Source organism: Thermaerobacter sp. FW80, assembly GCF_004634385.1.
Taxonomy (GTDB): domain Bacteria; phylum Bacillota; class Sulfobacillia; order Thermaerobacterales; family Thermaerobacteraceae; genus Thermaerobacter; species Thermaerobacter composti.
The window spans coordinates 208,713-231,311 of sequence record NZ_CP037895.1 but is presented as its reverse complement, the minus strand read 5'-3'; the positions used below and the strand labels follow the sequence as shown (position 1 = coordinate 231,311).

The following is a 22,599-nucleotide window of genomic DNA, read 5'->3' as shown; positions in this document are numbered from 1 at the left end:
TCCTTCAGGTCGGGCCACAGGGCCCGGCCCCACACTCAGCAGCACGGGCACCAGGGCCACCACCGCCGTCAGCGGCGGCCACCATACCGCCAGCGCCCGGAACGCTTCGGCCGAGCGGGCGGCGAAGTACTTCTCTGAACACCTGCGGGTAGGCCAGTACCGCCAGCACGTTCATCAGCATGAAGCTGAACATCATGCGGGGCGTAAAGAAGCCCTGTGCGCCCTGGGGCTGCAGCATGCCGGGCAGTTCCCGGGCCAGCTTCTGGGTCAGCTCGGCGACGGGCAGGGCGTGGAACACGTAGGGGACCGCCACCAGGAGCGCCACCGCGATGAACAAGCCCTGGAACACGTCGGTCCAGGCCACCGCCTGCAGGCCGCCCCACAGTCCCCGGCGGACAGCAGGGTCATCAGCAGGGCTCCCAGGCCGTAGGGGATGGCGCCCCCGCTGAGGGCGCTAAGCAGGTGCCCCCCGCCCACGGCCTGGATGGCCAGGTAGGGCACGGACCAGAAGAGCTGCACCAGCGCCACCAGCACCCTTACCGCTTCGCTGCCGGTGATGCGGCCCAGCAGCTCGGGCGGGGTCAGCGCGCCGTGCTGCCGAGCCAGGATCCAAGCGCGATAGCCTACCAGGGCCATGGCCACGCGCAGGAAGGCTTCGATGCCGATGGGCGGGTACCAGGCGAACCCGTGCCGGTACGCCCAGCCGCCCGAGCCCAGGAACACAAAGGCGCTCATCAGGGTGGCGAACTGGGTCAGGGGAAAGGCTACCAGCCCCAGGCTGCGGCCGGCCAGGTAGTAGTCGGCCGGACTGCGCTGGGTGTAGCGCGCCGCCGCGTAGCCCAGGGCCAGCATGGCGGCCGTGTAGAGGGCCAGCACCAGCAGGGTCACGGCCGCTCACCTTGCGGGAGGGGGTCGGCGGGGCGCTGCTCGCCCGGTTCGGCCGGATCCGCAGGGGTGCGGCCTTCCGGACCGGAAGCCCCGAAGGGGGCGTAGGCCCAGAGGAGGGAGAGCAGGCTCACCACGCCCAGCAGGACCGTCAGGGCCAGCACCCAGCCGGGGAGCCACCCCCATACCAGGGAGGCGCCTTTAGGCAGGAGCGCGTCGCCGCGGACGCTGAGGAAGTAATAGAGCAGGGCCGTAAGCCCGATGAGGGCCAGCAACCCGTGCTGCAGCGGGTGTCGGCTCATGGCAGGGGCCTCCTTCCCGCGCGGGCGGAGGCGGGGCGGGGAAAACGCATGCCACCCCGGCCGGGGTGGCGGACGCACCTGGCGGTGAACCGTTCCCCACGCCGGTATTACCCGGATCGGGTGCAGGGGTCGGCGCCGGACTAGGCGCCCTCTCAGCCCGGTTCCCCGAGCTCCCCCAGGACCGCCGCGCTGGATTTTTGGAACGGGCGCCGGCGCCCCGGACCCGCGCACAGGGCGGAGCGTCCGACACCCAAGCAAAGAACATTCGCGCTGGCGGGCGCAGTTCCTGCCGGACCCAGCCCCCATCCTGCAGGCGTCCTGCCGGCCGGGACCGCACCTACGCCGGCCTCAGATGCTCCCATTCTTCTCGGAAGCGGGCCAGCTCCGCCTCCGGCTGCACCTTCCGACGCTGCCGCCAGGGGATGGGCATGATCAGGTTGTAGCGGGCGATCAGCCGGTTGACCTCCTCCACCCGGAGCCGGAAATGGCGCTCTATCTCGCAGGCCGCGGCTTCCCAGCGGGCCCTTTCGGCTTGGGCAGGGGCTTGGTGCCACGAGCCCGCAAAAAAGACGGCCTCCCGGCAGCCGGAAGCACCACGGTGTGTCGCCCCCGGGGCGGTGTTCCGGGGAGCACGCGGGGTCGTGTCTCAGGATTGCAGGCTGCCGCGCCCGCTGCAAGGAGGGGCCGAGTGATGGAGGTCCTCGTCGAGCGCGCGGCGGGCTTGTGGCCACGGTACACACGCCCGAGGTGCAGGAGACCCGCACCGACGGGACGATGACCAAGGAACTGCACGAGCTGGGACGATGGCTTGAGGCCCTGGGCGTGACGCACGTCGCCATGGAGAGCACCGGCCCGTACTGGAAGCCCGTGTACAACATTCTGGAGAAATTCGGCTTCGAGCTCCTCGTCTGCAACGCGCAGCCCATCAAGGCGGTCCCGGGCCGCAAGGCGGACGACGTGCACGACGCCGCCTGGCTGTGTGATCTGCTGCGCCACGGGCTGCTCCGGCCCAGCTTCGTCCCCTCGCGGGAGCAGCGGGAGCTGCGGGAGCTGGTGCGCTATCGGCGGGCGTTGATCCGGGAGCGGGCGCGGGAGCTGAACCGGATCCAGAAGGTGCTGGAGGTCACGTCCCGTCAAGTGGTGGAAAAGTCGTGTCCCCTCCGGGTTGGGTTGATCAGACAGCCAGCACCTTCAGTGCTGCCGAACTCTCGTGTAGCTGAGAGTCCTCACGGGGTGGGTTCGCATCGATCTTGGCCATGGACTCCAGGCTGAAGTACCGCCGGGACACCAACCACTCATCCTGCTGCTCCTCCAGAAGAGCCCCCAGTAGCCGCAGGGCCGCGGCGACGTTCGGGAAAATCCCCACTACGTCACAGCGCCGGGCCAACTCCCGGTTCAGCCGCTCCAGGACGTTCGTCGAGTGGATCCGGCGCCAGTGCTCGGCCGGGAACGCCATGTAGGCCAGCACGTCCTCCATTGCATCCCGGAGCAGAGCGGCCGCCTGGGGGAATCGTCGGTCCAGGTTGGCGGCCACGTGTTCGAGCTGCTCCCGGGCAGACGCCAGGTCGGGTTGAGCAAAGATCGTTCGCACCAGGGCCGCCACCATCGGCTGGGCGTGCTTGGGCACCCGGGCCAGCAGGTTCCGCATGAAGTGCACGCGGCACCGTTGCCAGCTGGCGCCCGCCAGCACCTCGCTGATGACGCGCTTGAGTCCCTCGTGGGCATCCGAGATGACCAGGCGAACGCCCTTGAGCCCTCGGGCCACCAGGCTGCGGAGAAACGCGAGCCAGAACTCGTACGTCTCGGCCGCGCCCACGTCAAAGCCCAGCACCTCGCGCTGCCCGGTTCGCGTCACCCCCACGGCGATGACCGCGGCCATGTTCACCACGCGATGGTCCTGCCGTACCTTGATCGGCTTGGCATCCAGCCACAGGTAGGGGTACTCGCTCTCCAGGGGGCGGTTCCGGAAACGCTCCATCTGTTCGTCCAGTTCCGCACAAAGCCGGGAGACTTCACTCTTGCTGATGCCGTCCAGGCCCAACGCCCGGACCAGGTCGTCGACCTTCCGGGTGCTGACACCCTGCACATAAGCCTCCTGCACCACGGCGACCAGGGCCCGCTCTGCCCGCCGGCGGGGCTCCAGCAGGCTGGGGAAGTAGCTGCCCTGGCGGAGTTTGGGGATCCGCAGCTCGATGGTGCCCACGCGGGTATCCCAGGGCCGGGAGCGATAGCCGTTCCGGTACGTCTTCCGCGTTTCCGTGCGCTCGTACCGCTGAGCGCCAACGAGTTCGCTCACCTCGAGCTCCATGAGCTGTTGGGCCAGCCAGCGTAGTCCTTCCCGCAGGGCATCGACTTCCGGCTCCCCCTGGTATTTGCGCAAAAGCTCGAGAAGTGCCATCCTGAAATCAGCGGTCACCGGTGAGCGGACCTCCCTTCGAGCTATTACTCGTCCAACCCGAAGGGGAGCCGCCGGTGACCTTTCTTGTCAAGGGCCACCAGGGCCGAGCCCTATGGCTCGGCTATTTCCACCACTACCTGGGACGCTAACCATGACGACACTCTCGCCCACACGGCCTATTCTGCGCTCCACGCTAGCATCTTCGCTCCGGCAACCCCATTTCTCTGCTTTCCCACTAAACCAGTAAGCCCGCAACCTTCGATACGGCCCAGCCCCACCTCGGCCACATCAACCGGCCGGCTGGGCGGGCTGATTGGGGTGAGGATCGCCAGGGTGGAGGTGGAGAGCTGCTTTACAGCAGCCACAACCATGGTGATCATCCCGGTGAGAATTGGCTACGCATCCCCCAGGTGCAGGCCCGCCCCGCCCACCGGTGGGATGGCTTAAGTGGGCCAGACGAGTAAAGCCTTCTATCCAGGCCAACGACAACTCGGTTCACGGACAGACAAAGCAGGCGCCGGCCCCGTTCGAGCCGGCGCCGTCCCGTGTCTCGGGCGATCCAAACCACCACTCTCTTGCGTCTCTTGGGACGTTCTTATAAAGAACCAAAGCGGGCTTGGAAAGTCTTTAAGGACTGGAGTAGTCGCTCGCGCTCAAGGCCCCGAACGATGAAGACAATCCTGGATCGGTGACCATCCGTCGGCCACTGGGGCAGGTGTTCGGGTGGATGGATTACGTGCTGAACGCCGTTAATGACCACCGCCCCATCACCCACATCGAGAATTCCCTTCACCCGCAAGACCTGCTCGCCCCGGGCATGCAACAGCATGCTCAGCCAGACGGCGAATACATTCCAGTCCATGGGCGAATCCAGTACCAAAGAGAGCGATTCCACATCCGCCGCATGGTCTTCCCTCGCGGCAGGTTCGGACATTGTATCTCCGTCTTTGGTGGCCAAGAGACGGCGCCAAACGTGATCACCGGCTTGATCAAACACGAGAGCCGCCAACTCAGCTATGTCAAGGTCCCGGTGCACGGGAACGGCGGGATTGATCTCCCTGATCAGCCGCTCCAGGTGCTCCGTTTGGGGGTTCAGGTCTGTCTTGGTAAGGATTACGTCGTCGGCGGCGGCGAGTTGCTTTCGCGCTTCGGGGTGTCCTGCCAAGTGGGACTCCCCATGGAGGGCATCGACCGTCACCACTACCCGAGAGATGCGATAGCGGTGCTGCAACAACGGATCGTTTAGCACCGTGAAGAGGATGGGCGCAGGATCGGCCAGCCCCGTAGTTTCAAGAATCACGTGCCTGAGTGCCGGCTTGCCCCCGTCGTGGAGCTCCAGGAAATCTCGCAGTACGCTGACAAGATCTTCTCGCCGGGCACAGCAGACACAGCCGTTGCCCACGAGCGTGACGCTCTCGCCTACATGCCGGACAAGATGATGATCGAGCCCCACCTCTCCGAATTCGTTGATGATCACAGCCACGCCTTGTCCTGGTGATGCCGCGAGGGCACGCCGGAGGATGGTCGTCTTGCCGCTGCCCAGGAAGCCTGTCACCAAGGTGATGGGAATGCGAGAGGCGCCCGACATTACACGATCCCTCACTACCGGGCTACCTTGGTCTGTCCCCTACTACCTGACCCCTTGACCGATCCCTCTCCGGACGTCTCGACAGTACTTCCAACCACTCGGGATCCAGGGGGTCCAGCCGCCGGCCCAGTCGCGTCTCGACCACTCCCCAGATACCACCGAGATCGTCCACCAGGGTTACGTTTCCCTTGTGGTCGTCGACCACGTACTTGGCGCCATTCCAGTCGTAAACCGTCAAGCCCAGTGAGCGCAACAATTGGTTGACGATATCCAGCCGCCGGTAGCGCTGGCGAAACCGGATACCAACCCCTTCGTGACCCGCCTCGACCCTGGTTGGATCGGCACCGCCTGGTGCAGGTGCCTGCTCGGACCAATGAACCCGCGTGGCAAATTCACTACACAGCAGGCACATCTTCGCTCCCCCACTTGTTCCCTGCCAGGACCTCTTGCCTTATCCCCAGAGATGGTTCGAGGGGAACTACCGGCCTGGGGCCGGGTTCCCCTCGCCCATATCCGCCTTACCGAAGTTATGGCCTCAGTCGGCGGCAGCCTTCACCCGTGGGAACCTCTGCGCGAAGTCGTTTGCAATTTCCTCGAACGTAGCCCAGCGCACCCCGTGATGCCGGTTGATATATTCAATAAGACGCTCCAGCATCAGCAAGACCTGCGGGCGCCCGCTGACGTCCGGATGAATCGTCATCGCGAAGACGGCATAATCGTATTCCCGGTACACATAATCGAACTGGTCGCGCCACAGTTGTTCGATATCACGCGGGTTGACAAAACCATGGCTGTTCGGTGCCTTCTTGATGAACATCATAGGCGGCAAGTCATCCAGGTACCAGTTAGCTGGGATCTCGATCAGGTCGGTCTCCTCTCCGCGCACCAAGGGCTTCATCCAGGTTTCGGCCGGCTGAGAGTAGTCGATTTTCGTCCAGCTATCGCCAACGCGTACGTAATAGGGGTGGAAGTCGTTATGCATGAGGCTGTGGTCGTACTTGATTCCGTACTTCAATAGCAACTCGACGGTGTTCTTGGAGAACTCTCACCAGGGAGCGACATATCCAACGGGCTTCCGCCCCCACAGCTTCTCGATCAGTTCAATGCACCTACGCAGAATGGTTTCTTCCTGTTCCCGCGTCAATGCCGTCGGGTTCTCATGGGAATACCCGTGTAAACCGATCTCGTGGCCCGCTCGCGCCACCATCTGCATCTGCTCCGGGAACGTCTCGATCGAATGTCCGGGGATAAACCAGGTCGTCTTGAGCCCGTACTTGTCAAAGAGCTTTAGCAGACGAGGGGCACCAACTTCTCCTGCGAATATACCGCGCGAGATATCGCAGGGCGAGTCTTCTCCTCCGTAGGATCCCAACCAGCCAGCCACGGCATCAACGTCCACCCCAAATGCAACAAAGATCTCCTTAGCCACCCTCATTCCCTCCCGACGGAAATCTCGAGATACGGAACAAATCCTGCAACACCAGAACGGTAGGACAAACCCCTGTCCACGAAAAGCTGGTGGGACCTCACCCCCTCCATTCGGCCGTAGTTCCTTCGGGGCCTACGGCATAGCCCACTCCGCCAACCACGCTTGAGCTTCTTCCCCTCTGATGCCATGAGCCAGCAAGAGACCAAGGAGGAGGCGTGCCTTTTCTCCCGCCAGGTCTCCAGCAAACCAGGCGCCGGCCCGCTCCAAGTCGCGTCCCCCGCCATCCCCGTAGATGGGTGCTACGAACCCCTGCACGCACCGGCTCGTAACAACCACGGGGACGCCGGCTTCCACCAGTTGCCTGACGGCTTCAGCCACGGAGGGATGTCCGTTCCCCCGCCCAAAGGCCTCCAGGACGACTCCCGCAGCGGCACCGGCTGCCTGGAGGATGTCGTCTCCCGTCATACCGACGGCCAGGCGTACCAAGCCTACGGGCCGCGGAACGGTCGCCGGCAATACGCGGCGCGCCCGTACGGTACGCACCTTGATGACGTGGCCACGGTCCACGAGCCCGACCGGTCCCCACCCCGGGGACTTGAAAGCGTCTAGAGCGGCTGTATCGACCTTGCGAACGTCCCGTGCCGCGTGAATCTCGCCGTTGAAAACCACTACGGGTCCCCAGGAAGCCGCTTCTGGATCGCGGGCCACTGTAATGGCTTGTGCCAGATTACGCGGGCCATCGCTGTGGGGGTCGCTGGCGGGCAGCTGGGCACCTGTGAGAATGACGGGCTTCCGACGTTCCAGCACGAGCGCCAAGTAAAAACTCGTCTCCTCCAGCGTATCTGTCCCTTGCGTGATCACGATGCCGTCTGTGTCTGGGTCGTGCAGGTACTGGCCGACTGCTTGGGCGATTTTGTAAAGATCGTCCAGCGTGAACGCATAGCTCCCTTTGACAAAAAGGGTCTCCGCCCGAACGGTGCCAACCTCGCCAGCCCGGCTCACCAACTCCGTGCCGCCCAGCGATGCAACGTAATCGCCGTGCTCACGGGGAATCGATGCGATCGTACCCCCCGTCGCCAGGACCACCACGTGGCCCACCCTCGCACCCCCTATCCCTGTCCCCGGCCTGCCCGTTAAGGTGTATTCGGAACTCGCGGCCGATCTTTCAACGCCTCTTCGACGAATTCCCGCGGATAGGTGTAATCCTGAAGCTTGCCGGCCAAATACTGCTCGTACGCACCCAGGTCGAAGTGGCCGTGACCGCTCAAGTTGAACAGGATGACCTGCGACCGGCCTGTCTCCCGGGCCTCGACGGCCAGGTCCATGGCCACCTTGATGGCATGCGCCGACTCCGGCGCCGGGACGATGCCCTCGCAGCGGGCAAACTCCACGGCCGCTTTGAAGACAGCCGTCTGGGGCTCGGCCCGGGCTTCGATGAGCCCGTTTTCGTACAGCACGCTGACGAGGGGCGACACCCCGTGGTAGCGCAGGCCCCCGGCGTGGATGCCGGGAGGTAGGAAGCTATGGCCGAGGGTATGCATCTTCAACAGGGGCGTCATGCCGGCCGTGTCGCCGAAATCATACGTGTAAACCCCACGGGTCAGGCTCGGACATGCCTCGGGCTCTACCGCAATCACCCGGAGGTTGCGCCCCCGGAGCTTGTCGGCGAGGAAGGGGAAGGCCAGCCCGGCGAAGTTGGACCCGCCCCCTACCGAGGCGATCACCACGTCGGGGTAATCGCCGGCCAGCTCCAGCTGCTTCTTGGCCTCCAAGCCGATGACGGTCTGGTGCAGGAGGACGTGGTTGAGAACGCTGCCGAGGGAATACTTGGTGTCGTCGCGACCGGCGGCGTCCTCCACGGCCTCGCTGATGGCGATACCGAGGCTTCCCGGCGAGTCGGGATTCTCCGCCAGTACGGCCCGGCCGGCCTGGGTATCCGGACTCGGACTGGGGACGACCTGGGCGCCCCAGGTTTCCATGAGCACGCGCCGGTAAGGCTTCTGGTGGTAGCTCACCTTGACCATGTACACCTTGCATTCCAGGTCGAAGAACGCGCAGGCCATGGCCAGGGCGCTACCCCATTGCCCGGCCCCGGTCTCGGTGGTGAGACGGCGGACGCCCTCCGCCTTGTTGTAGAAAGCCTGGGCGACGGCCGTATTGAGCTTGTGGCTGCCGGCCGGGCTGGCGCCCTCGTACTTGCAGTAGATGCGGGCCGGCGTCCCCAGGGCCTTTTCCAGCCGCCGCGCCCGGTAGAGGGGCGTCGGCCGCCACAGGCGGTAGACCTCCCTCACTTCCTCCGCGATTTCGATCTCACGCTCGGTCGTCAGCTCCTGCTCGATCAAAGCCGCCGGGAACAGAGGAGCAAGGTCCTCCGGCTGCAAAGGCTGGCCGGTGGCGGGGTGCATCGGCGGCGGCAGCTCGAAGGGCAGGTCGGCCACGATGTTGTACCAGGAACGCGGCAGATCCTCTTCGCTCAGCAGGTACTTGACCACCTGTGCTTCCTCCTTGCCCGTTGGCTTTCATTTAAAGTACCAAAGCTGAGGAAGAAGGTGGAATAGCTTCGGGCTGAGCGGGTGCCTCCGCCGTCCCCGTGGACGCTCTCGTGGCACCCTCCCCTCTGTGGTGCAGTACCTTTCGCGTTCGGAGCACGAGTTGGCATACGAACAAACATGAAGGCGTCCGGCCTGTTCTCCGGGCCGGCGCCTTGTAGTCGGGAGAAGTAGGCTGAGTTCTCGACGAAGGCTTTCAGGAATCCGTTGAGGAGAGGTGACGTCCTAAACTGTCTGTAAACGCGAAGCGGTCTGGGCTACCATCGGTGGCGTCGGAAAACTCGCCCCAGCTGGGGCACACCGAGGAGGACCCAGACCTATGTCCAGGATACCACCCAGCCAGCAGTTGGCGGAGCTGGCCCGGCAGCTGGCCGCGCAGGCCCGGGAGGGTACTGAGGTCGAGGACCTGACCCATGCCCTCGTCCGCCTGGGCGCCCGCAAGCTCATCCAGGAGCTGCTGGAGGCAGAGGTCACGGAGCTTTTGGGGCGCGGACGCTACGAGCGGCGCGAGCCTGGCCAGGAAGGCGCCCGCAACGGCTACAAGCCGCGGACGCTGCGTTGCGCCGAGGGGCGGCTCGAGATCGACGTCCCCCAGGTGCGGGGCATGGAGGGACTGTGCCAGCCCACGCTGTGGAGGGCCCTCAAGCGGCGGACGGACGTGCTGGAGCGCCTGGTGGTGGAGATGTACGCCCGGGGCCTCTCTAGCCGGGACATCGAGGATGCGCTGGCGGAGCTGGCGGGCAGCGAAGCGCCGCTTTTGAGCCGGTCCACCGTGAGCCGGATCACCGAGGCGCTCCACGAGGAGTTCGAGGCCTTTGCCCAGCGGGACCTGTCAGGCCTCGACGTGGTGTACCTGTTCGCCGACGCCATCTACGAGTCGCTGCGCCGGCAGGCGGGCTGCCGTGAGGGCATCCTGGTCACCTGGGCCATCTTGAGCGACGGCAGCAAGGTGCTGGTGCACCTGAGCCTGGGCAACAAGGAGCGCTACGAGGACTGGCTGGAGCACTTCCGGGATCTGGTGCGCCGGGGGCTGAAGACGCCGCTGACGGTGACGACGGACGGGGCGCCGGGGCTGATCCAGGCGGTGGAAGCCATGTGGCCGGAGGCGGAGCGCATCCGCTGCTGGGTGCACAAGATGCGGAACGTGCTGGACAAGGTGCCGGAGGAGGCGCGGCCCGTGCTCAAGCCCTACCTGGAGGCGATCCGGGACGCACCGGATATCGAGCAGGGCCGGCGGCTGGTGGCCGAGGTGGTGGAGCGGTTCGGGCGGGAGTATCCCTCGGCCATGCGGAGCCTGCAGGAGGACCTGGAAGCGAGCCTGGCGCACCTGCGGCTACCCGCCGCCCACCGCAAGCATGTCCGGACCACCAACCTGGTGGAGCGCAGCTTCGAGGAGGAGCGGCGGCGCGCCAAGGTGATCCCGCGGTTTCGGAGCGAGCGGGAGTGCCTGAAGCTAGTCTTCGCCGTGCTGTGGCGGGCGAGTGAGCGCTGGCGGCGGGTGCAGTTCAGCGAGCACGAACGAAAGCAGCTGGAGCGCTACATCGAGGAGCGGCAACGGCAAAGAGCGGCGCAGAAAGAGGTTTCACCCGCTGCCACCGTGGCATGACCCAGACCGCTTTTACAGACAGTTCGGGACTTGACCTTGAGGAGACTGTGCCACCCAGGGCATCGAACGGATCAAACCACAGCACGGCCGTTCCAACGGCTGCCGCACCCGCTGCCACCTGCTCGCGGGCCTTATAGTCCTCCGAGCATTGGCTGCGCCCGCGCTCACGGAGAGCCAGGAGTAGAGAGAGCAAGGAACGAAGGAAGGTGCGCTCCTGCTCCCACCGCGACTTCCACAGCCAGAAAGCGGAGCGACTTGCGGTTGCCATGAACTCGGCAAGCCCAATTTCAGACCTCTGCGCACAGATCACGACACGTCTCTCTAGTAAGCGATAAAGCCATAAGCCACTACCGCATCGCGACCCCTCCGTAGCTGGGCTCACGGTCACCAGAATCCTTAGACTTCCCGGGCGGCAGGAACTTTGTACAAGTGGTTCCAGTTAAAGTCCCGGGTAGTGGTGGACTTTCCGGCCAGGGTTTAGGCGTGGCTGGTGGCCGTTGACAGCAGCGGTCACCGGCGGCTTCCCTTCGGGTTGGACAAACCCGAGCACGAAGGGAGGTCGGACCACCGGTGACCGCTGACTTCAGGATGGCACTTCTCGAACTGCTGCGCCAGTACCAGGGCGAGCCCGAGGTCGACGCCCTGCGGGAGGGCCTGCGCTGGCTCGCCCAGCAGCTGATGGAGGTCGAGGTCAGCGAACTCATCGGCGCCCAGCGCTACGAGCGCACCCCGTCGCGCACTACCTACCGAAACGGGTACCGCCCCCGGCGCTGGGACACGCGCGTGGGCACCATCGAGCTGCAGATCCCGAAGTTACGCCGCGGCAGCTACTTCCCCAGCCTCTTGAAGCCGCGGCGGCGCGCGGAGCGGGCCTTGCTGGCCGTGGTGCAGGAGGCCTACGTGCACGGGGTGAGCACGCGCAAGGTGGACGAGCTGGTCCAGGCGCTGGGCGTCGGGGGCTTGAGCAAGAGCGAGGTCTCCCGCATCTGCGCCGAGCTGGACGAGCACATGGAGCGCTTTCGGAACCGGCCGCTGGAAGGCGAGTACCCCTACGTGTGGCTGGACGCCAAGGCGGTGAAGGTGCGGCAAGACGGACGGGTGGTGAACATGGCGGCCGTGATCGCCGTGGGTGTGCGGGAGACAGGGGAACGGGAGGTCCTGGGGTTCGACGTGGGCGCGGCCGAGACGTACGAGTTCTGGCTGGACTTCCTACGTCGCCTGGTGGCCCGGGGGCTGAAGGGCGTGCGGCTGGTGATCTCGGACGCCCACGAGGGCCTCAAGCGAGCCATCGGTGAGGTGCTGGCAGGCGCCACGTGGCAGCGGTGCCGGGTGCACTTCATGCGGAACCTGCTGGCGCGGGTGCCCAAGCACGCCCAGTCCATGGTGGCAGCGCTGGTACGGACCATCTTCGCCCAGCCGGACCGTGCCTCGGCTCGGCAGCAGCTGGAGCAGGTGGCGGCAAACTTGGAGCGGCGGTTCCCCCAGGTGGCGAGCCTGCTGCGGGAGGCCGCGGAGGAGGTTTTGGCCTACATGGACTTCCCGCCGGAGCACTGGCGGGGGATCCACTCGACGAACGTCCTGGAGCGGCTGAACCGCGAGCTGGCGCGGCGGTGCGACGTGGTGGGCATCTTCCCGAACGTGGCGGCGGTGCTGCGCCTGCTGGGTGCGCTGCTGGAGGAGCAGCAGGACGAGTGGCTGGTGCAGCGGCGGTACTTTAGCCAGGCGTCGATGGCGAAGCTCAAGGGCGGTGACGCGTTGGGGAGTGACTCGGTAAGCGCCTTGGCTGTTGCAGCGAGGTAAGCCCATGGAACCCGAGGGGGAGCCGCTTTTCCACCACTTGCCGGGACACGGCCTCGTCATGGAGGAGGCATGATGACGCACGACGGATGACGCATCACTAAGGATGATGACAAGAGCATAACGTGAGCAGTATGCCACACCGGGATGGAGACAGCAGCATCATGAAGGTCGCATCACAAAGGGAGGCCAACGCCCCATGCCCCGAGGCGAACCCTTCAAGATCAAGATGGTCGAACCCATCCGGCTCATCTCCCGGGAGGAGCGAGAGGCCGCCATCCGGCGGGCCGGCTACAACGTCTTTGCCCTGCGGTCCCACGAGGTTTACGTCGACCTGCTGACCGACTCCGGCACAGGCGCCATGAGCCAGGAGCAATGGGCGGCCATGATGCGGGGTGACGAGTCCTACGCCGGCGCGGCCAGCTACTACCGGCTGCGGGACGTGGTCGAGGAGATCACGGGCTACCCCTACGTGCTGCCCACCCATCAGGGCCGGGGTGCTGAGCAGGTGGTCCTGCCCAATCTCGTCACCCGCCCCGGCATGTACGTCCTGAGCAACATGTTCTTCGACACCACCCGGGCCCACGTGCAGCTGGCCGGCGGCCGGCCGGTCGACCTGGTCACCCCCGAGGCCATGGACACGGAGAGCGAGTACCCCTTCAAAGGCAACATGGACCTGGACAGGCTGGAAGCCTTCATCCGGGACCACGGGGCGGAGGACATCGCCTGCATCATCATGACCGTGACCAACAACTCCGCCGGCGGCCAGCCCGTCTCCATGGCCAACATCCGGGCCACCAGCGAGATCGCCCGGCGGCATGGCATTCCCCTGCTCTTCGATGCGGCCCGGTATGCGGAGAATTGCTGGTTCGTCCGGCAGCGGGAGCCGGGTTACGCCGGCAAGAGCCCCCTGGAGATCGCCCGGGAGATGTTCTCCTACGGCGACGGCTTGATGATGAGCGCCAAGAAGGATGGGCTGGTGAACATCGGCGGCCTGGCCGCCTTCCGGGACAAGGAGCTGTACGAGAAGGCCTGCGGGCGGCTCGTCCCCTATGAGGGCTTTCTTACCTATGGCGGGCTGGCCGGCCGGGACATGGAGGCAATGGCCGTGGGGCTCAGGGAGGCGCTGGATGCGGACTATCTGGCCTACCGGGTGGGCCAGGTGGAGTACCTGGGGCAGCTCCTCCGGGACGGCGGCGTGCCCATCCAGTGGCCGGTGGGCGGTCACGCGGTCTTCGTCGATGCCAGGAAATTCCTGCCCCACATCCCGCCGGAACAGTTCCCCGGCCACGCCCTGGCCATCGAGACATACCTTGAAGGGGGCGTGCGGGGCGTCGAGGTGGGCTCCCTCATGATGGGCCGCGACCCCGCCACCGGCCGGCAGCTTCCTTCTCCCTTCGAGTTCTTCCGCCTGGCGATTCCGCGGCGGGTGTACACGAGCCGGCACCTGGAGGATGTGGCCGACACCCTGATCCGCGTCTACCGGCGACGGGAGCGGGTGCGGGGCGTCCGGTTCACTTACGAGCCGAAGGTGCTACGCCACTTCACGGCACGGTTCGAGTTCGTGGAGTAATATGGGCCGGGGGAACTAGCCCGGGCCAGGGAAATACTTACCGCTCGCCTATGCAGTTGGCTCATGGTCAACGCCGCGCCTCCAACTGGAAGGACAAGACACAGAACGGCGGTAATCGCGTTTGACCAGCAACGCTGTCCCTTGTTCCACGGCGGCGCCTCCCCACTGGTGGAGTTTTCCGAAACCGACAGCTGTAATCGCTGGAGTAGTTTGCTCAGGCCGCTGGCACCCTCGAGGACTTAAAATCCGCTGGGGGTAGCCCGTGTGGGTTCGAGGCCCACCCCCGGCACACAAGGCATATCAAGGGTTACCTGGCATAGGCCCCGGCGCCGAACGTAGCGCGCGGGGCCTTTTTACAAACTATTTGCAAACTTCCGGGGAAGCTACGTCTATCACGGATCACCGGCCATCCCTCGATCCGGCCGCCACGCTCGCTCAGGCTTATTGCCAGGTTACAGGACACACACAAGGAGAAGCCCATCAGATTGTCGAACGCTACGGCCTGGCTTACGCTCTCAAATATTAAATAAGCCGCGCGCCAGCCGGCCGGGCGACGGTCACGTCCCGTCAAGTGGTGTGATTTGCGCTCCCCTCGGGTTTGAACGCCTTACATGGCCAGCACCTTCAGGGTTGCTTCGGTTTCATGGAGCCGCGTAGCCTCATGTGATGTACACGCGTCAATCTTGGCCATCGACTCCAGGCTGAAGTACCGCCGGGACACCAGCCATTCGTCCTGTTGCTCCTCGAGAAGAGCTCCCAACAGGCGGATGGCGGCGGCCATGTTCGGGAAGATCCCCACCACGTCGCAGCGCCGGGCCAGTTCCCGATTCAGCCGCTCCAGAACGTTGGTCGAGTGGATCCGCCGCCAGTGCTCGGTCGGGAAGGCCATGTACGCCAGCACGTCCTCCATTGCATCCCGAAGCAGAGCGGCGGCCTGGGGGAATCGCCGGTCCAGGTTGGCTGCCACGTGTTCCAGCTGCTCCCGGGCGGACTCCAGGTCGGGCTGGGCGAAGATCGTCCGCACCAGGGCCGCCACCATCGGCTGGGCGTGCTTGGGCACCCGGGCCAGCAGGTTCCGCATGAAGTGCACGCGGCACCGTTGCCAGCTGGCGCCCGCCAGCACCTCGCTGATGGCGCGCTTGAGCCCCTCATGGGCATCGGAGATGACGAGGCGAACACCCTTGAGCCCGCGGGCCACCAGGCTGCGGAGAAACGCGAGCCAGAACTCGTACGTCTCGGCGGCGCCCACGTCAAAGCCCAGCACCTCGCGCTCCCCGGTTCGCTTCACCCCGACGGCGATGACCGCGGCCATGTTCACCACCCGGTGGTCCTGCCGCACCTTGATCGGCTTGGCGTCGAGCCAAACGTAGGGGTACTCGCCTTCCAGGGGACGGTTGCGGAAGCGCTCCATCCGCTCGTCCAGTTCCGCGCAGAGTCGCGACACCTCGCTCTTGCTGATGCCGTCCAGGCCCAAGGCCCGGACCAGGTCGTCGACCTTCCGGGTGCTGACCCCCTGCACATAAGCCTCCTGCACCACGGCGACCAGGGCCCGTTCCGCCCGCCGGCGTGGCTCCAGCAGGCTTGGGAAGTAGCTGCCCTGGCGGAGCTTTGGGATCCGCAGCTCGATGGTGCCCACGCGGGTATCCCAGGGCCGGGAGCGATAGCCGTTCCGGTAGGTCTTGCGCGTTTCCGTGCGCTCGTACCGCTGAGCGCCAACGAGTTCGCTCACCTCGAGCTCCATGAGCTGTTGGGCCAGCCAGCGTAGTCCTTCCCGCAGGGCATCGGCTTCCGGCTCCCCCTGGTGTTTGCGTAGAAGCTCGAGAAGTGCCATCCTGAAATCAGCGGTCACCGGTGAGCGGACCTCCCTTCATGGCGGTTCTTGTCCAACCCGAAGGGGAGCCACCGGTGACCTTTCTTGTCAAGGGCCACCAGGCTCGGGCCCTACAGCCCGGCGATTTCCACCACCACCTGGGACACTAACCGGGCGACTCTAGCGCGTTGTATCTCACTGTTTGAGATGTTGCCGAAATCATAGGCGATAACCGGGGGCCCTGCTCATGTCGCGCCACTCGTCAAGAATCTCGGCGACGCGCCGATGATCCCGGCACTGCGGGGGGCTAATTCAATGGAACACAGTCGTTACTACCTAATACTTGGTTTTCGGGAACAGATGGAATGCGTACCTGAATGCACACCTTGGATAACGGAAAAGTCCTTTCACGAGCCGCCGCGGGTCGACTGGATTACCTTAAAAAAAGACATACCACGGAGCACTGTCATCTATGCAATGCTAGTATTGGATTGTGGGAGGCCAGTCTCATTTGAGACGGCTCTAGAAATGGTGGAAAGCATGCAAGCTGTGTACACTATTTTAGCCTTCTGTTCTCATGTAGAATTAGGGTTGTCTCCATTGCCCCTACCTCACGATATTAGATCACGGCTTACTGTACCCCTAAGCAAGCAATGGTTGTTGGAAAACTGCTTGGATGAGATCTACTCCTGCTTTCGTGCAATAGAAGAGTTCGAAAGGGTCTTTCGTGCATACAGTGTGCCAGGCATTCCTTTTGAAAAATGTTTTCCATGGATTAACAGCTGCTTCAGGGACGAAGATTTCCGGAGATCCGCATTTTATCTTTATCAAAGTATTAAGGAGCTAGGATGGGACCACTGCGACTGGCAGGTACAAGGATATGATGATCAATTCAAGCCGCACGTTTCTGTATCGGAAGCCGAATCCGCGGCGCAAAACGCGTTCAAGTGTATCGAAGCTATTATCGGGGAACCTACCAAGACTAAGCCTCATAAATTGGCAGTACTTCTTCGGAGCAAAGGTTTTGATCCTGATATTCGGTTAGGGTTTCGGAAGAAGGATACGCTCTTCAACAAGATTGTTGAATTCCATGAAATTCGGGATAGGGTGGCTGCACATGGTAAAAGCAAGTACAAACGACGTCTGAGTGTTTCGGAGGTAATTGAAATGCAGGCATTGGCGCGATACATGTTGTTAAAAGAGCGATTATGATTACGACATTTGCGTGTTCTTTTGTCGTGCGAATTGATGTGCAAGGAGCGGCACCCAGCTGGACCCTGCCCCCTTGTCTGTGGCCCACAATGCGCCCCGTTGCGCGCCTCGCTGAGCCGCTTTGCTGGCCGCCAGACCTGGGTACCCCACCAGGGCCGGAAGGAACGCCATCTGGAAAAGGCGCCAGGCTGCTGGCAGCCCTTGGCGCGCAGGGCCAGGCGCCCCTTGACGGTGCGACCGGAGGCCATAGGCTAACCGGCTGCCGAGCGGCTAAGAAGCAGTAACCGCCCAGGCACAAGCCTGAGCGGTCACCAGGGGGGAGCGGGGTCTTAGGAAAAGTGGGCCAACACGTGCCTTACGATGGCGTCAGCTCCCTGCTGGAGCAGCGATGACGTGGAGACGGAAAACTTGAGGGTTACCGGGCCTTTGCCTGGGGTTCCCAGTCCATGCCGAAATCGACCGCCGGCGGGAGCTCCGCATAACGTAAGGCCCTGAGATTAATCAAGGGTACCCCCATCTCGCGTAACTTTGCCAAGGCTTCTTCTGTCCATTCGCGTACCCGTTCGTTGAGCGTGTCTACATCGAGGGCGTCTACGCCGGGCATGTAACCACCTCCTTCCTGCTGCGAGGTGGTTCTTTGTTTCGACGGAGGGGCGGTGCCAACCATGTAGCCGCCGCCAAGGCCTCTAATTTGCCCCAGGAGCTCATTGGGCCTCATTGGTCCTATCCGTGTACGTCTCACGGGATGAAGGATGGGGAGAGCACGACAACCGTCGAATGGTACGACAACATGGCGGCACGAACCTTCCACAGAAGAAGCTCTAAGGGCGGACCTTGTGGTTCAAGAAGGATACCCGGGAGCGGGGTTGCGCCGGTGGTTGCGGTGAAAGGGGAGTCCTGTGAGCTGCAGGCACAGCTTGAAGGCCCGGTCCTCGTCGAACCGACCGGACCGTATCTTCTGCTAGGGGGTGCGGGTGCATCCAGCGATCAAGGAGTCACACGAGGAAATTCGCACGCCAGCGCCGCATTCTGGAACATTAGCAGCGCATGTGCTTCGCAAACCCGATCCGTGTAGCCGGGGTTCCCGGTGTCCGAGTCCGGTGCCAGCAGTTCAGGCAGAGGGGGTGTGTAACATCTGTCCCATGGTTGCACCTCCTTGGGGACAATCAAGACGATGAGTCACGAAATGCGGGGCAATGATGCCTTTTTCGCATTGCTCTGCCGTCGATATGCTTATGCTTGTACTGGATGGTACAGGCAGAGCAGTTCGGCCGGCGCGTGACTCTCTTCATATAACCAAGGGAGGTAGGCCCCGGGGGCGGTCGAGTGGATTCGTAAGACAGGAGATGGAAACAAGCAGACGAGGCGTGAAACCCTGGCGGTGACCGTGGATCAGAAGGCCGTCGTTCTTTCCAGCACGTTGCGACGTGAGCTTCTGGGGGACGATAAGCAGGATCAGCCGCTGAGAATCCTTTTGGGGGTTCGCGGGGGCAAGCTAGCACTGGCGAAGGCGGGTCCGGCCGACACCGAAGCATGGCTGGTGAACAAGAAGACCGGCCGGACGAGCAGCAAGCAACTCCTAGCCCTTCTGGGAGAAAAAGGCGTGGCCGAGGGACGGTATATCATGCGCTGGAATCCGCGTTCCCGTTGCTACATGTCCGTCGAACGCCAGGAAGTCCGGCGCCGGCGGCGCAGGTCAAGTCCCGAACTGTCTGTAAAAGCGGTCTGGGTCATGCCACGGTGGCAGCGGGTGAAACCTCTTTCTGCGCCGCTCTTTGCCGTTGCCGCTCCTCGATGTAGCGCTCCAGCTGCTTTCGTTCGTGCTCGCTGAACTGCACCCGCCGCCAGCGCTCACTCGCCCGCCACAGCACGGCGAAGACTAGCTTCAGGCACTCCCGCTCGCTCCGAAACCGCGGGATCACCTTGGCGCGCCGCCGCTCCTCCTCGAAGCTGCGCTCCACCAGGTTGGTGGTCCGGACATGCTTGCGGTGGGCGGCGGGTAGCCGCAGGTGCGCCAGGCTCGCTTCCAGGTCCTCCTGCAGGCTCCGCATGGCCGAGGGATACTCCCGCCCGAACCGCTCCACCACCTCGGCCACCAGCCGCCGGCCCTGCTCGATATCCGGTGCGTCCCGGATCGCCTCCAGGTAGGGCTTGAGCACGGGCCGCGCCTCCTCCGGCACCTTGTCCAGCACGTTCCGCATCTTGTGCACCCAGCAGCGGATGCGCTCCGCCTCCGGCCACATGGCTTCCACCGCCTGGATCAGCCCCGGCGCCCCGTCCGTCGTCACCGTCAGCGGCGTCTTCAGCCCCCGGCGCACCAGATCCCGGAAGTGCTCCAGCCAGTCCTCGTAGCGCTCCTTGTTGCCCAGGCTCAGGTGCACCAGCACCTTGCTGCCGTCGCTCAAGATGGCCCAGGTGACCAGGATGCCCTCACGGCAGCCCGCCTGCCGGCGCAGCGACTCGTAGATGGCGTCGGCGAACAGGTACACCACGTCGAGGCCTGACAGGTCCCGCTGGGCAAAGGCCTCGAACTCCTCGTGGAGCGCCTCGGTGATCCGGCTCACGGTGGACCGGCTCAAAAGCGGCGCTTCGCTGCCCGCCAGCTCCGCCAGCGCATCCTCGATGTCCCGGGTAGAGAGGCCCCGGGCGTACATCTCCACCACCAGGCGCTCCAGCACGTCCGTCCGCCGCTTGAGGGCCCTCCACAGCGTGGGCTGGCACAGTCCCTCCATGCCCCGCACCTGGGGGACGTCGATCTCGAGCCGCCCCTCGGCGCAACGCAGCGTCCGCGGCTTGTAGCCGTTGCGGGCGCCTTCCTGGCCAGGCTCGCGCCGCTCGTAGCGTCCGCGCCCCAAAAGCTCCGTGACCTCTGCCTCCAGCAGCTCCTGGATGAGCTTGCGGGCGCCCAGGCGGACGAGGGCATGGGTCAGGTCCTCGACCTCAGTACCCTCCCGGGCCTGCGCGGCCAGCTGCCGGGCCAGCTCCGCCAACTGCTGGCTGGGTGGTATCCTGGACATAGGTCTGGGTCCTCCTCGGTGTGCCCCAGCTGGGGCGAGTTTTCCGACGCCACCGATGGTAGCCCAGACCGCTTCGCGTTTACAGACAGTTTAGGACGTCACCGGCGGCGCAAGGGGATAGCCCACACTCCTCACGTTGAGGCGCAAAGCGCGTAACGGTATACGGTACCAGTACTCTGGGAGAGCTTCCGTCAATAGGTGTGTAAATGCGCTCAGGCGGCGACCCCCTTCTCCGCGACCTCGATGCCGTCTTCGTACCGCGCCCCGGCGTAGACCTTGGCCAGCAACTCCGGGGCGCTTAGCCGCCGGAAGCGGGTCTGGGCCACCATGAGCATCTTCCAGATCACCGCCGTGGCCCGCTCCACCTTCTTGAACCGCTTGGCCGCGTCCGTACGCAGCCGCAGCGCGGCGAAGGGGGATTCCACCACGTTTGTGGTCCGCAGGTGGCGCCAGTGCTCCTTGGGGTACCGGTAAAACGTCACCATGCGCTCCCAGTCCCGCCCCAGCGTCTCCGCCGCCTTCCCGTAGCCGTGCCGGTGACACCAGGCCTCGAACGCCTTGCGCTTCCGTTCCGCCTCCGCCCGGGTCGGGGCGTAGGCGATGGCCCGGAGCATGGGCTTGGCCACGGCCTGCTGCCGGCGCGGCAGCTGCTCCAGCACGTTGAGCACCTTGTGGTTCCAGCAGCGCTGCTCCTCCGCTTCCGGCCAGACGTTGCGCAGCGCGCCCCAGATCCCTAGGTGCCCGTCCCCGATCACCAGCCTGGGCGCGTTCATCCCTCGGTCCCGCAGGTCCCGCAGCACCTCCGACCCGCTCGCCACCGACTCCCGGTAGCCCGGCACAACCGCCACCACCTCCTTGCGGCCGTCCACGAGGCCCGCCACGGCCACGAGCAGCGCCGCCCGCTCCCGCTCCAACCCCGCCTTCACGTACACCCCGTCCACCCACAGGTAGACCACCTGCAGCGCATCCAGCCGCCGCGTCCGCCAGGCCTCCCACTCCGCCTGCCACCGCTCCTTCAGGCGCGCCACCGTCCGGGCGGAAAGCGGCGCCTCTTCACCGAGCAGCCCCCGCAGGGCCAGGTCGAAGTCCCCCTCGGCCAGCCCGTGCAGGTACAGCTCCGGCAACAGCTCCGAGACCTCCTTCGTGCGCCGAACGAACAGAGGCAGGATCCGGCTCTCGAACCGCTCCTCGAGGCCCCGCACCCGGGGACGCCGCAGGGTCAGGGTGCCCATGGGGGTGGTCAGCTTCCGCGGCTTGCCGTACCCGTTCCGGTACCCGGCCGGTGCATCGACGGCGGCACGCCGCTGGTAGCGGACCCGGCCCAAAAGCTCGGTCACCTCGGCCTCCAGCGCCTCCTGGATCAGCGCCTGGATCGCGTTCCGCAGCCACTCGTGCAGTCCTTCCCAGGTGGGGCTTGACGTCAGGTTCCCCGACGTGGTCCGCTGGTGCATGGCGGTGGCTCTCCTCCCTCCGGGCTTCCAAGCCCTCGTTGTTCACCAAGAGGAGGGTACACCGCCTTCGCCATTTACACACCTTTTGAGGGTACCTCCTCTGGGATAGGTCGCAGGCCGTGCCTGATAGGCTCGGCCTTTATCATTCTGTGAGGACCTGGCGCAGGGGATCCTCCCGCGCTCCTCGCTTATGCACCATGGCCAGACGATGAACGCCCGGGATGGCAATTTCATCAAAAAGGTCAAGCTGCCACGAATTACGCCAGCTCTTTCTCGGAGACGCACAGACCAGGCGCCAGGGCCAGTCCTTGAAAACCAAGTGCAAACTTACGCGCCTAGCGCGTCCTTGTATACCGTTCGCGGAAGGTACAGCTGTATCTGGGACGAATTGCATACAATTGGGAGGTGGTGGGAAGTGGCGGGCTGGACCCACTCCGTGGTGTCGGCAGATGAGATCCAACGGTCCATTCAAGAGAGCCTTGATAGTCTATCTCTCCGCCCCTCCGACCCAGGCTGGCAGTGGTCGATGGCCACCGAAGCAATTCTCCGTGGGCTGGGGGAGCTGGGGCGTAGCAAGGGGCTTCATGTTCGTAGCAAGTACCACAACGGTGAGTGGCTGTGGGACTTGTGCTGGGTGGAAGTAGATGACGACGGGTGGATCAAGAGACTTGTGTTGGCATGCGAAAGTGAGCTAGCTGGTCGACTGGCAGTGCAAGAGGATTTCCAAAAGATCATTTTCTCTGCGGCCGAGGTTCGGCTTCTCGTTTGTGTTGACTTTGGCGATAGTTACTTTGATGAACTGCAGCAGCGCACTCGGGCGCAACGCGGCAAGTATTTAGCGATCGGTTTGTTGTGGAACTCGGAGTTAGTGTCCCAGGTGGTGGTGGAAATCGCCGGGCTGTAGGGCCCGAGCCTGGTGGCCCTTGACAAGAAAGGTCACCGGTGGCTCCCCTTCGGGTTGGACAAGAACCGCCATGAAGGG

The 22,599-nt window shown here is 64.4% G+C and carries 19 protein-coding genes and 1 riboswitch; of the genes, 6 read left to right on the top strand and 13 right to left on the bottom strand.

Annotation, left to right across the window (positions count from 1 at the left end; translation table 11 throughout):
* Positions 1-4: 4 nt before the first annotated feature.
* The 4 genes from E1B22_RS12815 to E1B22_RS13675 all read right to left on the bottom strand — a co-directional run bounded on the left by E1B22_RS12815 (position 5) and on the right by E1B22_RS13675 (position 1,659).
* Complete coding sequence (locus E1B22_RS12815; protein ID WP_207669896.1) at positions 5-298, bottom strand: hypothetical protein; 294 nt, start codon at positions 296-298, stop codon at positions 5-7.
* The gene (locus tag E1B22_RS12810) at positions 268-888 is read right to left on the bottom strand and encodes a hypothetical protein (protein ID WP_207669895.1); all 621 of its coding nucleotides are present in this window, start codon (positions 886-888) and stop codon (positions 268-270) included. Before E1B22_RS12810 ends, E1B22_RS12815 begins: the two co-directional genes overlap by 31 nt.
* Entirely contained in the window at positions 885-1,187 is a 303-nt protein-coding gene (locus E1B22_RS00955; RefSeq protein WP_135224198.1) for a hypothetical protein, read from the bottom strand. Before E1B22_RS00955 ends, E1B22_RS12810 begins: the two co-directional genes overlap by 4 nt.
* A gap of 76 nt (positions 1,188-1,263) precedes the next feature.
* Positions 1,264-1,374: riboswitch (TPP riboswitch) on the bottom strand.
* 150 nt (positions 1,375-1,524) lie between these two features.
* A complete protein-coding gene (locus tag E1B22_RS13675; protein WP_256369292.1) occupies positions 1,525-1,659 on the bottom strand; it encodes a hypothetical protein in 135 nt (44 codons plus the stop codon).
* 251 nt (positions 1,660-1,910) lie between these two features.
* On the opposite strand from E1B22_RS13675, the gene E1B22_RS00950 reads away from it, so the two are divergent.
* The gene (locus tag E1B22_RS00950; RefSeq protein ID WP_371413477.1) at positions 1,911-2,459 is read left to right on the top strand and encodes a transposase; all 549 of its coding nucleotides are present in this window, start codon (positions 1,911-1,913) and stop codon (positions 2,457-2,459) included.
* Here the strand turns inward: E1B22_RS00950 and E1B22_RS00945 are convergent.
* The 6 genes from E1B22_RS00945 to E1B22_RS00925 all read right to left on the bottom strand — a co-directional run bounded on the left by E1B22_RS00945 (position 2,362) and on the right by E1B22_RS00925 (position 9,094).
* Entirely contained in the window at positions 2,362-3,603 is a 1,242-nt protein-coding gene (locus tag E1B22_RS00945) for an IS256 family transposase (RefSeq protein ID WP_135224197.1), read from the bottom strand. The genes E1B22_RS00950 and E1B22_RS00945 overlap by 98 nt on opposite strands.
* 577 nt (positions 3,604-4,180) lie before the next feature.
* Entirely contained in the window at positions 4,181-5,173 is a 993-nt protein-coding gene (locus E1B22_RS00940; protein ID WP_135224196.1) for a GTP-binding protein, read from the bottom strand.
* Positions 5,174-5,708: 535 nt separating this feature from the next.
* A complete protein-coding gene (locus E1B22_RS12805) occupies positions 5,709-6,194 on the bottom strand; it encodes a hypothetical protein (RefSeq protein ID WP_207669894.1) in 486 nt (161 codons plus the stop codon).
* 24 nt (positions 6,195-6,218) lie between these two features.
* Positions 6,219-6,602 (bottom strand): polysaccharide deacetylase family protein, encoded by a 384-nt coding sequence (locus E1B22_RS12800; protein ID WP_207669893.1) that lies wholly within the window; start codon positions 6,600-6,602, stop codon positions 6,219-6,221.
* A gap of 132 nt (positions 6,603-6,734) precedes the next feature.
* Entirely contained in the window at positions 6,735-7,700 is a 966-nt protein-coding gene (locus E1B22_RS00930) for an asparaginase (protein WP_135224195.1), read from the bottom strand.
* A 35-nt stretch (positions 7,701-7,735) separates the two neighbouring features.
* Positions 7,736-9,094, bottom strand: a complete 1,359-nt coding sequence (locus E1B22_RS00925; RefSeq protein WP_135224194.1) for a TrpB-like pyridoxal phosphate-dependent enzyme — start codon at positions 9,092-9,094, stop codon at positions 7,736-7,738.
* 376 nt (positions 9,095-9,470) lie between these two features.
* Between E1B22_RS00925 and E1B22_RS00920 the strand changes: the two genes are divergently transcribed.
* From E1B22_RS00920 to E1B22_RS00910, 3 genes are all read left to right on the top strand, one after another.
* Positions 9,471-10,757 (top strand): IS256 family transposase, encoded by a 1,287-nt coding sequence (locus E1B22_RS00920; RefSeq protein WP_135224086.1) that lies wholly within the window; start codon positions 9,471-9,473, stop codon positions 10,755-10,757.
* Between the two features lie 570 nt (positions 10,758-11,327).
* Positions 11,328-12,557: an IS256 family transposase gene (locus tag E1B22_RS00915; RefSeq protein WP_135224084.1), complete on the top strand. Its 1,230-nt coding sequence runs from the start codon at positions 11,328-11,330 to the stop codon at positions 12,555-12,557.
* 196 nt (positions 12,558-12,753) lie between these two features.
* The gene (locus E1B22_RS00910) at positions 12,754-14,127 is read left to right on the top strand and encodes a tryptophanase (RefSeq protein ID WP_135224193.1); all 1,374 of its coding nucleotides are present in this window, start codon (positions 12,754-12,756) and stop codon (positions 14,125-14,127) included.
* A gap of 607 nt (positions 14,128-14,734) precedes the next feature.
* Here the strand turns inward: E1B22_RS00910 and E1B22_RS00905 are convergent.
* Entirely contained in the window at positions 14,735-15,958 is a 1,224-nt protein-coding gene (locus E1B22_RS00905) for an IS256 family transposase (protein ID WP_135225854.1), read from the bottom strand.
* A gap of 651 nt (positions 15,959-16,609) precedes the next feature.
* Between E1B22_RS00905 and E1B22_RS00900 the strand changes: the two genes are divergently transcribed.
* On the top strand, positions 16,610-17,149 hold the full coding sequence (locus tag E1B22_RS00900) for a hypothetical protein (protein WP_135224192.1): 540 nt from the start codon (positions 16,610-16,612) through the stop codon (positions 17,147-17,149).
* Positions 17,150-18,879: 1,730 nt separating this feature from the next.
* Here the strand turns inward: E1B22_RS00900 and E1B22_RS00890 are convergent.
* Positions 18,880-20,166: an IS256 family transposase gene (locus E1B22_RS00890; RefSeq protein WP_135224104.1), complete on the bottom strand. Its 1,287-nt coding sequence runs from the start codon at positions 20,164-20,166 to the stop codon at positions 18,880-18,882.
* Positions 20,167-20,378: 212 nt separating this feature from the next.
* Positions 20,379-21,617: an IS256 family transposase gene (locus tag E1B22_RS00885; protein ID WP_135224191.1), complete on the bottom strand. Its 1,239-nt coding sequence runs from the start codon at positions 21,615-21,617 to the stop codon at positions 20,379-20,381.
* Between the two features lie 415 nt (positions 21,618-22,032).
* On the opposite strand from E1B22_RS00885, the gene E1B22_RS00880 reads away from it, so the two are divergent.
* The gene (locus E1B22_RS00880; RefSeq protein ID WP_135224190.1) at positions 22,033-22,521 is read left to right on the top strand and encodes a hypothetical protein; all 489 of its coding nucleotides are present in this window, start codon (positions 22,033-22,035) and stop codon (positions 22,519-22,521) included.
* Positions 22,522-22,599 lie beyond the last annotated feature (78 nt).